Below are 12108 nucleotides of genomic sequence, written 5' to 3' on the forward strand. Positions count from 1 at the left end.
ATGACACCCAAAACGCGCCTGTTGGCGGCGGCCGCCGCGCTTGCCTGCTTGCCCCCCGCGACTGCGACGGCTCATAATCTCAACGTCATTCGATTGAATCAGGCGGGCTTCGAAACCCACGGCCCCAAGACGGCGACCGTGCCGAATCCTTCGCGCCAGCCGCTTGACTGGCGTGTGCTGGACGAAGCCGGCCGACAGGTCGCCGAAGGCCGGACCAGTGTCTTCGGAGAGGACGCCGCATCCGGCGAGCACGTCCACACCGTCCTCTTTTCCGACATCCGCACGCCCGGATCCGCCTACCGACTTGTCGTAGGCGATCACGAAAGCCGGCCGTTCGCGATCTCCGATCATCCGTACCGGTCGCTGCAATACGACGCCTTCTCCTATTTCTATCAGAACCGCGCCGGCGTCCCGATCGACGTCAAGCATGTCGCCCGCCCCGATCTCGCTCGGCCGGCCGGACATGAGACGGAGACCGCCACCTGCTTTTCCGGAACAGACCAGTTGGGCACGGCGTGGCCCGGGTGCGACTACAGCCTCGACGTCAAAGGCGGTTGGTACGACGCCGGGGATCACGGAAAATATGTGGTGAACGGCGGCATAGCCGTGTGGATGCTGCTGAACGCCTATGAGAGAGCGCAGGTCAAGGGCGGCCAGGGCGCGGTCGCCTTCGCGGACGGAAAGGCGAATATTCCGGAAGCAGGCAACGGCGTCGACGATCTGCTCGACGAGGCGCGTTACGAGATCGAGTTCCTGCTGAGGATGCAGATACCGGAAGGAACCAAGGCGATGGTCCCTGTCGGCCCGCAACGGCGCGATCATCCGCTCCAGCTGACCGAGATCGACGCCGGGGGCATGGCCCATCACAAGGTCCACGACGCGTCCTGGACGGCGCTGCCGACCGCGCCGGCCGACGACCGGCAACGCCGCCTCCTCTATCCGCCCAGCACGGCCGCCACCCTCAATCTCGCGGCGGTCAGCGCGCAGTGCGCCCGGATCTGGCGCTCGATCGATCTTGAGTTCGCTCGACGCTGCGCGACCGCGTCGCAGCGCGCCTATCGGGCCGCGCTGCGCAACAGGTCGATCTTCGCGCAGGATCGCTTCCCGGGCGGCGGCGGCTATGGCGACGAGGATGTATCGGACGAGTTCTACTGGGCCACGGCGGAACTTTACGCCTCGACCGGCGCCGCCGCCTATCTCACCGCCCTGAAGACCTCGCCCTATTACCTGGGCGCTCCCCGGTCTGGCTCGACCGCCACGGGCGATCCCAGCTGGTCTTCCGTCGCCAGCCTGGGATCCATGACCCTGGCCCTGGTCCCCTCCCCCCTGCCCGAGGAGGACCGCGTCAGGGTTCGAGCCAATCTGGCGGCGAGCGCGCGGGCCTATGTCGAGGAAGGCTGGCAGTCAGGCTATGGCGTGCCTTTCGGCGGGGCCGATTATCCCTGGGGTTCCAACGGCGCCATCCTGAGCCGCGCCGTCGTCCTGGGCCTCGCCTTCGACTTCACCGGCGACTGGAACTACCGCAACGGCGTCATCCAGGCGCTCGACTATGTCCTGGGGCGCAACCCCCTCGATCAATCCTATGTCAGCGGGTACGGAGCCCGGCCGCTGCAGAACCCGCATCACAGGTTCTGGGCGCATGCGGCCGATCCCGCCTATCCGGCGCCGCCTGCGGGCGCCCTGTCAGGCGGCCCTAACAACCAGTCCATGACGGACGAGGTCGCCAAGACCCTCATCGGACGTTGCCGGGCCCAGACCTGCTGGGTCGACGACATCCGCGCCTACGCCCTGAACGAAGTCGCAATCAACTGGAACGCGCCTCTGGTCTGGACCACCGCCTTCCTCAACGACCACTGAGCAAAAAAAGGCGCGCCGTCCGGAGACGGCGCGCCAGGTTCGCTCAGGAAGCGATCGGGGAGAGGCTTTAGAAAGTCCCGCGGACGACGAAGGAGAAGCGACGGTCATTGCGGAACCACGACCGCGGCGCCTCCTGCAGGCTGTTGTCCAGCACCTGAAGGGTCTTGGTCGTTTCGTTCGTCAGGTTCACCGCCTGGACGCCGACCTTGATCCGATCGTTGATCGAATAGAACAGCGAGCCGTCCAGCTGGCCGGTCGCATCGGACATGATCGGCGAGAAGGGAACGATCTCGTCGCGCGTCGTCAGCAGGAACTCCGAGCGCCAGCTGTAGGCCAGGCGCGCCGAGATCTTGGCGTTCTCGTAGATGGCCGTGAAGTTGGCGTTGTGCTGCGACAAGCCTTCCAGAGAGAGTTGGCTGGTGTCGATCGCCGTCTCGCTGCCGCCGGGATTGGCTTTACCCGCGTCAAGGTTCTCCTGCGGGACCCCCGAGCTGTCGATATAGGTGTAGTTGGCCTGTATGCCGAAGCCCGACAGCCAGCCAGGCAGGAAGTCGTAGAACTGCTGGTAGGCCAGCTCCAGACCCTGGACGGTCCCTTCGTCCGAGCTGTTCATCGGCCCCCGGACATAGACGTCGAAGGTCTGGCCGTTGTTGGTCACCGAGCGCTCGTAGAAGCCGTTGGTGATCACGTCTTCCAGGGTCTTGTGGAACAGCGACAGGGTCAGGGATCCGGTCGGCGCGAAATACCATTCGCCCGACAGGTCGAACTGTCGCGACTTGATCGGGTCAAGGAAGGTATTGCCCGCCTGCGCTTCAAAGCCGAGGAAATCATTGTCCACGACGCGCGGCAGGATCGGCACCTGATCGCGGGTCAAGCCCAGGTCGGACCGGCGGATCGCTTCCGAATAGCCGAAGCGCATCAGGAACTCCGGCGTCAGGCCGAACTTGACGTTCAGGCTGGGAAGCCAGTTGCCGTAGCTGTGTTCCGCCGTCTCGGGGATCGAGGCGCCGGTGGCGAAGGCCAGGGCGGCGGCCTGCTGTTCCGGCGTCAGCTTGCAGAAGGCCGGCAGTTCGCCGCCGCCGACCGGCGCAGCGCAGGTCCCGCTGAAGACCTGGTTCGCCGTGGGGAAACTCAGCGCGCCTTCCGCCGAAATCTTGGTCTCCACATAGCGGACACCCAGGTTGCCGGTGATCGCGACGCTCTGTCCCCACACCGGCTCGGCGCCGTTGTTGAACTTGACCATCAGATAGGCGGCGGCGGTTTGCTCGTTGGTCGAGTTGATCTCGCCGGGCGTGAACGGCGTGCCGGGCACGACATTGGATCGGGCCGCCAGAGGAACCCAGCCGTTGCCGCCCCAGATGGCGTTCATCGACTGGACGAACGCAGTGGTCTCGGCATAGGAGCGGGCCGGGTTGCCCGCATAGCCGAAGGCGGTCACGGGAACGCCCATGCCGGCGAAGCTGTAGGGCGAAGCATGGTCGAGGCCGCCGGTGAAGCGCGGCGTCGCGACACCGCCCTGATCGAGCCAGACCGGACCGGTCGCGCCGTTCCAGATCTCCGACGTCACCCCCCAGTTATAGGCGGAGTTGCGGGTGGTCTGGTCGCGTTCGGCGAACCGGCCGCCGACCTTGACCGATTCAAGCCAGCCCGCGTCCAGATCATATTCGGCATCTGCCTTGAGGGCGTATTCGTCCCCTTCGCTTTGCTCGATGTGATCCATGGCGTTGCGCCAGAAGTAGTTGGCCGGATCCGCCAGGTAAGGATCGATCGGGCTGCCGTCGGGCGCCAGCAGGCTGAGCGACGGAAGGTCGCCCGTCAGATCGAGAACATCGACGGCGAAGAAGGAGTTCGTCAGCTGGAAATCGACCGCGTCCACGGTCGAGTCGACATACTGGGCGTCGAAGTTGAAGCGCAGGCGGTCCGTCGGCGTCCACTTGAAGTTGAAGCCGTAGTCGCTCGTCACATAATCCTGGACCACGCCCCGTTTCACGAACAGGTGCTGAATCCCATTCAGCGGCACGGAGGGATCGGCCGAACGCCAGTCGGCGATCGAAGTGATCGCGCCGCCGGTGAATATCCCATCCTCGTTGTAGGTCCAGTTGGTTCCGGCGAAGGGCCGGCGGTTGCCGGAATCGTCAACGACGGACTCGATGGCGCTCTCGAGCCAGGCCTGCTGTGAATCCGAGCGCAGATACTGGAGCGTGGCGATCATCTTGCGATCATTGGAGCGCCATTGGCCGGCTGCGGCGATGCCGTCGCGACGGCGGTCGAACTCCTGGGTGCGGAACGCCAGGCCCGACGGCGTCCAGCGGTCCTCGCCGTCCACGGTCGACAGACGATAGTTGAGGGATTGCAGGCCCTCGGCGCGGGAATCGAGTTCCGAATGAACCCCGCTCAGCAGCAGGCCGAACTCGCCCATCGGCGTTTCCCAGCGATCGCTGGCGAGCAGCGAAACGGTCGGCGCCAGATTGTTGCGCATGTCGCCCCAGCTGACCTCGGTGGTGAAGGCCACCATGCTGCCGGGCGCGTCAAAGGGCTTTCTTGTGTTGAGATTGACGGTGCCGCCGATGCCGCCCTCAATCATCTCGGCGGACGTGTTCTTGAAGACCTCGACGCTGCCCAGAAGCTCGGAGGGCACGTCGGCGAACGAAAGGTCCCGGCCGTTGTTGGCCGAGAAGGTGTCGCGTCCGTTCAGTTCCGATCGCACGAAGTTGAGGCCGCGGATCACCACGCCCGATCCTTCGACCGAGAAGTGGTCCGGGTCGTTCGCCCCCGCGAAACGGTTGATCGAAACCCCGGGCACCCGTTGCAGGGCTTCGGTCACCGAGCGGTCCGGAAGGGCGCCGATGTCATCGGCCGTCACGGCGTCGACGAAGACGTCCGAGCTTTCCTTGATGCGCTGCGCGCTGCGCAAGCTGGCGCGTATCCCCGTGACGACGACCTCTTCGACTTCCTGGGCCGTTTCGTCGGACACCGTGACGTCCTGGTCCGCGCTGGCGTCAGCGGCAGGAGCGGCGGTCTGGGCCATGGCCGGCCCGGCCAGCAGCAGCGCGCCGAAAGCGAGCGCCGAGGCGCCATGCATCAGCCGACGAGAATGCAGGACGACAGGCGTCGCCGTGGTGGTCTGGATCATTGAACTCCCCCTAAGAGACATGTTTTTTGGACGCGCTGACAGCGCTGTCAACGAAAGCGACTAGCATGAGCCCTCTGTATCGTCAATGTAATCAACACGTCCTGACCTGCCCAAAACCGAAAGACGCCCATGACACTGCTCGCCTCCGCGCCGCTCCATCCGGACGCAATACGTGAGGTTCTGATCGTCGGCGGCGGCACGGCGGGATGGATGACCGCAGCCGCAATGACGCGTCTGCCGGCCGGGATACGTGTTCGTCTGATCGAGTCCGAGGAGATCGGATCGGTCGGCGTCGGGGAAGCCACCATTCCTCCCCTTGTCACCTTCAACGCCATGCTCGGCATCGACGAAGCGAGCTTCATCAAGGCGACCCAGGGCACGTTCAAGCTCGGCATCGAATTCGTCGATTGGGGCCGACAGGGCGATCGCTACATGCATCCGTTCGGCGAGGTCGGGATGGATATGGAGGGGGTGAAGTTCCACCAACACTGGCTGCGACAGGCGCAGGGCGGCGACCCGACCCCCATTGAGGACTATTGCCTTTCGGCCGTCGCCGCACGCCTGGGACGCTTCACGCCCGCCAGCAGCGATCCCCGGACGGTGCTGGCCAGCCTGCGGCACGCCTATCATTTCGACGCGGCCCTTTACGCCGGCTTCCTGCGTCGCTTCTCCGAAGCGCGCGGCGTGGAGCGTGTCGAAGGCAAGGTCGTCGGCGTCAGTCTTCGGGATTCCGACGGCTTCATCGAGTCGGTCCGCCTTGCGGACGGCCGGCGACTGGACGCGGACCTGTTCATCGACTGCAGCGGCTTCCGGGGCCTCCTGATCGAGGAGGCGCTCGCCGCCGGATACGAGGACTGGAGCCATTGGCTGCCCTGTGATCGCGCCCTCGCCGTTCCTTCAGCCAATACGGGCCCGCTTACCCCCTTCACCCGCGCCACTGCGGATCGCGCCGGCTGGCGCTGGCGCATCCCGCTCCAGCAGCGCACCGGCAACGGTCATGTCTACGCCAGCGCATTTACGACCGACGAGGACGCCCGGGCGTCGCTGCTCGCCGGGCTGGAGGGCGAGCCGCTCGCAGAGCCGCGCCCCCTGCGTTTCACGACAGGACGCCGCCGTCGCCAGTGGGTCAGGAACTGCGTCTCCCTGGGCCTGTCATCGGGCTTTCTCGAGCCGCTGGAATCCACCAGCATCCATCTGATCCAGAGCGGGATATCCAGGCTGATGGCCCTGTTCCCGACCCGGCGGTTCGATCCCGTCCTGATCGACCAATTCAACCGCCTGTCCCAGACCCAGTTCGAGCAAGTGCGGGACTTCATCATCCTGCATTACAAGGCGACCCAGCGAGACGACACGGACTTCTGGCGGCACGTCGCCGCCATGGACGCGCCCGAGTCCCTCGAGCGCCGCATCGCGCTTTTCAGGGCCGGCGGACGCTTCATGCGTGACGGCGACGAACTCTTCAGCGAGGCGAGCTGGGTCGCGGTCTTCACCGGCCAGCATATCCTGCCGCAAGATCACGACCCGCTCGCCGACGGCGTTCCCTACGCCGCCATGGCCCGCAAGCTCGCAGGCCTGCGCGGCATTATCCGAAAGACGGCCGAGGCGATGCCGACCCACGAGACCTTCATCGCACGCTGTTGTCAGCCCCCCGCCTGATCTAGCCGGCCGGGCAGATCGCGTCGCCTTCATTGGCCGCCAGACGGATTTCGGACACCGACAGGGTCAGGGCGCCGGCGGTCTCGATCTGGAACGGGGTATCGACGGCGGTCAGATCCGCGCCGGCGTCACGGAAGCAACTCAGGCGAACCTTGAGGCTGCGCCATTCGCCCAGGGGCGCAGCGCCGAGGATTGCGGACATGTCCACGCGCCCCTGGCCGACAGACAGCGCGACCGAAGAAGCAGGTGCGGCGTCCACCCGGTAGCGGAAGGACAGGGCCATCTCGCCGTTGGCCTGACGGCTGACATCGATCGGCGTGCCCCAAATCTTGGCGCTGCCCGCGCCGGCGCCGGAAAAGGCGAACTGCTGGCCGCTCTCCTGCGCCAGGTCATCGACGGGGCGGACCGAAACAGCGTCTCGCGGGCTGGTCGCCGCCTGTACAGAACCAGGCTTGTTCTGACCGCCGGCGTCCGCAAGCATCAAGGCCCAGGGCGCGACATAGCGGCCGTCGACGAAGTAGCGATCGACACTGCCGATCTCGCCCACGACGCCGCTCTCTTCCGACAGGACGCCGACCCGACCGCCCTGCGCATAGGTCAGGCCGTAGCCATAGGCGAACTGAGGATCATAGCCGGGCTGGCCGACGTTCAGGGGTTCGCCCCTCGCGTCCTTGGGCCAGCTGAACGACAGCTTGCCGTTGAAGTCGGTGCGCGGCTTGCCCGCGGCATCGCCGATCAGGACGTCGGCTACGCCCCCGCCTTCCGTCCCCGGCAGCCAGGCGGCCACAAAGGCGTCCGAGGCGTTGATCTCGGGATTGGTCCACATGGGACGCCCGGACAGGAAGACCGAGACGGTGGGAATCCCCGCTGCGTGCAGGCGCTTCAGCGTCTCCAGCGGTTCGGTCGGCAGGAAGTCCAGCGTGTCGACGTCGCCCTGGAACTCGGCATAGGGGGTCTCGCCGAAGACGATGATCGCCACGTCTGGCTTTTGGGTGAAGCCGCCGTCAGGGCTGAGCGTCGCCTGACCGCCGCCCGCGGCGACCGCCTCCTGGATACCGCCCCAGATCGACTGACCGTTGGGGAAGTCGGCGTTGGTGTTCCCGGTCCCCTGCCAGGTCAGGGTCCAGCCGCCCGAAGCCTGGCCGATGTCGTCGGCATGGCCGGCGACCAGGACCCGCGCACCCGAGCGGATCGGCAGGACGGCGCCTTCGTTCTTCAGCAGCACCAGCGACTTGCGCACCGCCTCGCGGGCGATGGCGCGGTGGGCCGGGGAGCCGAGCTCGTTCAAACGGCCTTCCACAGGGCGTTCGTCGCTGAACAGGCCGGTCTTGACCTTGACCCGAAGAATGCGCCGCACGGCCTCGTCCAGACGCGCCGTCGGAATCTCGCCGGACCGCACCTGGGCCAGGGTGTTCTGATACAGAGGCTTCCAGCTATCCGGCGCCATAAGCATGTCGATGCCGGCGTTGACGGCCAGGGCGCAGCTCTCGTTCGAACAGCCGGGCAGTTGCCCATGAGCGTTCCAGTCGGACACGACGAAGCCGTCAAAGCCCAGCGGCCCGCGCAGGACGTCGGTCAGGATCGTCTCGTTGCCGGAGTGTTTGACGCCGTTCCAGCTGGAGAAGCTGGCCATGATCGACAGGACGCCGGCGTCGATGGCCTGGGGATAGCCGCCGAGATGGACGTCGATCATCTCCCGCTCATGCCCCTGGAAATCGCCTTGGTCCTTGCCCTCGAAGGTGCCGCCGTCGGCCAGGAAATGCTTGGCCGATCCGGCGATATGGCCCGCAGCCAGGGGGCTGTCTGCGGAAAGATCGCCCTGCAGACCCAGCGTCATCGGCGCCGCATAGGCGCGCTGAATTTCCGGATTTTCTGCATAGCCCTCATAGGCCCGCCCCCAGCGATCATCGCGCGGCACGGCCAGGGTCGGCCCGAAGGTCCAGTCCGCGCCGGTCACGGCGACTTCCAGCGCCGTGGCCTGGCCGATCCGGCGGATCAGGTCCGGATCCCGCGCCGCGCCCAGGCCGATATTGTGCGGAAAGATGGTGGCGCCGACGACATTGTTATGCCCATGAACGGCGTCGATGCCGTAAATCAAGGGTACGACCGTGCCCTTGCGTTGGGCGTTGGCCGCCCGGAACGCCTGCGCCAGGTCGACCCATTTCCCGGCCGAGGCGCGCTCGTCGCCCCCCGGGGAAGAGTTCCCTCCCGCCAGGATCGACCCCAGCGGATAGATCAGCAGGTCCTCCGGCTTGATCGAAGCAATGTCGGCCTGAATCATCTGCCCGACCTTCTCCTCGACCGTCATCCGCCCCAGCAGATCGGCGACAAAGGCCTCAGTCGCCGCGTCGGTCATGGCGGCGGGCGACGCCGCGTGCGGCCAGAGCGCGGGATCGGCGTGCGCCTCAAGGGCGACTGCATTCTTTTCCTGAGCCAAGGCCGCCAGTGGGCTGCAGGCGAGCATAGGAACCGCAAGGACAAGCGTGATCAGGGAGGCGGCGTTGCGCATGGTGAGGCCCACAGAGGAAGAGAGCGCCCGCCGCGAGCCCAACAGGATTGCCGCGCAACAGGCTTCAAGGTTTTCGGTCGAGACATCGATCGGCGCGGATCATACGCACCACCGCTTGAGGGAGGTCGGCTGAATCCAGAGGTCTCCCCGGCGCTCTCGTCCGTCTCGAAGAAAGGGTCCATGGATTTGACAGCGCTGTCAAGACGGGATGGATATGTGGCGCTCCGCTCGCGCCGGAATCTTCCCGGCCTAGACCGCGCCCGTCGATCTCCGCACGATAAGTTCGTAGGGAACGATCAGGCATCCCTCCAGGGACTGCTTCAGCGTCTCGTCCTGGACACCCGAGATCACCGGCATCAAATGCCGCGCCGCGATTGCGGCCATCTCGGAAACGGGCTGGCGGATGGTGGTCAGCGCCGTCGTACCGAACATGGCGGCCGGCGTATCGTCGAACCCGGCCACGGAGATATCCTCAGGCGCCCGAACGCCACGCGCCGCAGCGCCTTGCAGCACGCCGAGCGCGGTGTCGTCGTTGCTGGCGAAGATCGCTGTCAGCCCGAGGCCGGCGCCCAGGAAGGCGTTGATCGCCGAGACGCCGGACTGGAAGGTGAAATCGCCGTACGCGACTGCGCCGTCCGCGACGGACAGGCCGTTGTCCGCCATCGCGGACAGAAAGCCGTCGAGACGACGCCGGCTGGCGACATAGGCGACGGGGCCGGTGACGAAACCGATCCGACGGTGGCCCAAGGCGATAAGGTGCGCCGTCATGTCGTAGGCCGCCTGCCGTTCATCCATGGCGATGCAGACCCCCCGCTGGAGGTCACGCTCGGGTCCGATGCGCGCATAGGCGACGCCGGCTTCGTCGAGCACATCCAGCACAACGGGGTGATCCGAGTTCGGCGGCGTCAGGATGACCCCTTGAGGTCGGATGGAGGTCAGCAGGGCCGAAAGATCCCTGCCCAGGCTTTCGGACGCATAATCCACCAGTTCGATCATCAGGTGATGGTCTGTGCGTCGCACCTCCATAAGGGCGCCCATTTCGAGCCGGCTGAGGTAATCATTGCCCCGGCCGCTCCGCCAATGCTCGATCGTCAGCTCGGCGTCCACCAGCGCCGCGATGATCGATGAGGAGGCGCCCGCGAGGCTGCGGGCCGACAGACTGCGCCGATAACCCAGGCTCTCGACCGCAGCCATCACACGATCGCGCAGACCGGGGGTGACGTTGGCCTCGCCGTTCAGCACCCGAGACACGGACTTGATCGAGGCGCCCGCTGCGGCCGCCACGTCATAGATGGTGGCTCTCGCCATGCCGCTCCCCATCGCGCGAGCCTCCCTGACCAGACAGATCACTGCGCTCGGGCGTCACCGCATCCCTAATCCCGAGACGGCCCCTTTCGCAACCGCTCTCGGGCGTCCGCCGCAATCGCATCGCCGGATCGCTCCCGTGGCCGACGATTTAGGGGGCGGAGTCCAAATTGTTGACGACAGCGCTGTCAAAGCTGTTTGATACGTATCGACGATCTTTCGCGAATGGATACCGATGTCCCGCCCAAGTCCTGCTTTACAGATGATCTGTTTCATCGCGGCCGTGATGGCGTGCTGCCTCGTCATTCTTGCGATCAGTGGTCCGGCGCTCGCGTCCGCGTCGCAGGCGCCTACCGCTCGCCGAGCGGCGGATGAGATGGGCAAGGGATTCAATCTGGGCCAGATGTTCGACGCCGGCCAACACCCGCCGACGCTGGAGGCCGCCCGGGGCAAGATCGACGCCTACTATGACCGCGGCTTCCGCGTCGTCCGGATCCCCGTGACCTGGACGGAAGTCGTCGATGGCGGGACCCTGGCGGACCCGGACACCGGCGCCATTGATCGGGACGCCGAACGACTTGCGGCGCTGACAGCGGTCATCGACTACGCGCTCGCCAAACCCGGCCTCTACGTCGTGATCAACGCTCACCACGAAACCCGGCTGAAGGACGGCATGCGCGCCGACGTCCTCGAGCGACTCTGGTCGGATATCGCCAGCCTGTACCGCGACCGGGACCACAGGCTGGTCTTCGAAATCCTCAACGAGCCCCACTTCAGCAATCACGACGCGATGCCTGCGGACCGTCTGAGGGAAATGACCGGGCGCGCCTACAGGCGAATCCGGGCGAACGACCCCGAACGTGTGATCCTCATCGGTGGAAATCAGTGGTTCGGCGCCGACGAAATGGCCAAGACCTGGCCCGATCTCGAGGAGGTCGGCGGAGGGCGAGACCCCTACCTGATGGCGACCTTCCATCACTATAATCCCTGGACCTTCAACGGTGACAATCAGGGCGACTACGCCGATCCCTGGACCGAAGCCGACATTCACGGACCGATGCAGGTCATGGCCGAATGGGCAGGTTCGACCGGACAAGGCATGCCCGTGTTCATCGGCGAATGGGGCGTCGGCTGGCACAGCCGATTGGCCGCCATGGACTGCAACAACATCCGGCTGTGGTACGCCCGGTTCAACGCGCACCACGCGGCCCCGCTCGGCATGCCTACCGCGGTGTGGGACGATGGAGGCTGGTTCCAGCTCTACGACCACGAGAAGGAGGCCTTCAGCAGCAATCTCATCGACTGCATCGACGGCCAGTGTCGCTGGACGGGATCCGACCGTTTCAACGCGGATTGCGCATGATCCCTAGGCGCCTAGAGCGTCCAGCGGCGCGACCGTTGAGCGGCGCGGCGCCTTCCCAACGGATTCATCGTCGATGTGAAGGGCGATGAACTCACCTTTGCACCGACGTGAACGCGCCGCCGAAGGACTTCTATTTGCGGATCGAAGCCATTTTTCGGGTGCAAATAGAGTGCAGTGAGAGGTCGTTAAGAGGCCAAACCGTCGAAAAACTGTCAATCGGCGTCTAAAAGGGACCCCCTATCGGCGTGCAATAGGGACCCCCTTTTGAGGTTCGGGATGGACGTC

General features: G+C 65.7%; 6 protein-coding genes. 3 read left to right on the forward strand and 3 right to left on the reverse strand.

All coding sequences use genetic code 11. The features are described 5' to 3' along the window. Entirely contained in the window at window positions 1–1857 is a 1857-nt protein-coding gene (locus tag AC1RSI_RS16075; protein ID WP_154725654.1) for a glycoside hydrolase family 9 protein, read from the forward strand. A gap of 67 nt (window positions 1858–1924) precedes the next feature. On the opposite strand, the gene AC1RSI_RS16080 is transcribed toward AC1RSI_RS16075, so the two are convergent. Then, complete coding sequence (locus tag AC1RSI_RS16080; RefSeq protein WP_447941189.1) at window positions 1925–4990, reverse strand: TonB-dependent receptor; 3066 nt, start codon at window positions 4988–4990, stop codon at window positions 1925–1927. Window positions 4991–5119: 129 nt separating this feature from the next. Here AC1RSI_RS16080 and AC1RSI_RS16085 point away from each other — a divergent pair, with 129 nt between their 5' ends. Next, the gene (locus AC1RSI_RS16085) at window positions 5120–6646 is read left to right on the forward strand and encodes a tryptophan halogenase family protein (RefSeq protein ID WP_154725653.1); all 1527 of its coding nucleotides are present in this window, start codon (window positions 5120–5122) and stop codon (window positions 6644–6646) included. 1 nt (window position 6647) lies between these two features. Here the strand turns inward: AC1RSI_RS16085 and AC1RSI_RS16090 are convergent, their stop codons facing one another. Together AC1RSI_RS16090 and AC1RSI_RS16095 are read right to left on the reverse strand one after the other, a co-directional pair. Continuing rightward, the gene (locus AC1RSI_RS16090) at window positions 6648–9155 is read right to left on the reverse strand and encodes a glycoside hydrolase family 3 protein (RefSeq protein ID WP_154725652.1); all 2508 of its coding nucleotides are present in this window, start codon (window positions 9153–9155) and stop codon (window positions 6648–6650) included. 249 nt (window positions 9156–9404) lie between these two features. Further along, on the reverse strand, window positions 9405–10463 hold the full coding sequence (locus tag AC1RSI_RS16095; RefSeq protein WP_154725651.1) for a LacI family DNA-binding transcriptional regulator: 1059 nt from the start codon (window positions 10461–10463) through the stop codon (window positions 9405–9407). 259 nt (window positions 10464–10722) lie between these two features. Here AC1RSI_RS16095 and AC1RSI_RS16100 point away from each other — a divergent pair, with 259 nt between their 5' ends. Further along, window positions 10723–11823 (forward strand): glycoside hydrolase family 5 protein, encoded by a 1101-nt coding sequence (locus tag AC1RSI_RS16100; protein WP_154725650.1) that lies wholly within the window; start codon window positions 10723–10725, stop codon window positions 11821–11823. The last annotated feature ends 285 nt before the right edge of the window (window positions 11824–12108 follow it).

The sequence above is a fragment of the Brevundimonas sp. GW821-FHT10E09 genome (genome assembly GCF_058809375.1).

Bases quoted from the DNA above. Each gene is read 5' to 3' on its own strand.
- AC1RSI_RS16075 (WP_154725654.1), top strand. From the start codon at position 1: ATGACACCCAAAACGCGCCTGTTGGCGGCGGCCGCCGCGCTTGCCTGC.
- AC1RSI_RS16080 (WP_447941189.1), bottom strand. From the start codon at position 4,990: ATGATCCAGACCACCACGGCGACGCCTGTCGTCCTGCATTCTCGTCGG.
- AC1RSI_RS16085 (WP_154725653.1), top strand. From the start codon at position 5,120: ATGACACTGCTCGCCTCCGCGCCGCTCCATCCGGACGCAATACGTGAG.
- AC1RSI_RS16090 (WP_154725652.1), bottom strand. From the start codon at position 9,155: ATGCGCAACGCCGCCTCCCTGATCACGCTTGTCCTTGCGGTTCCTATG.
- AC1RSI_RS16095 (WP_154725651.1), bottom strand. From the start codon at position 10,463: ATGGCGAGAGCCACCATCTATGACGTGGCGGCCGCAGCGGGCGCCTCG.
- AC1RSI_RS16100 (WP_154725650.1), top strand. From the start codon at position 10,723: ATGATCTGTTTCATCGCGGCCGTGATGGCGTGCTGCCTCGTCATTCTT.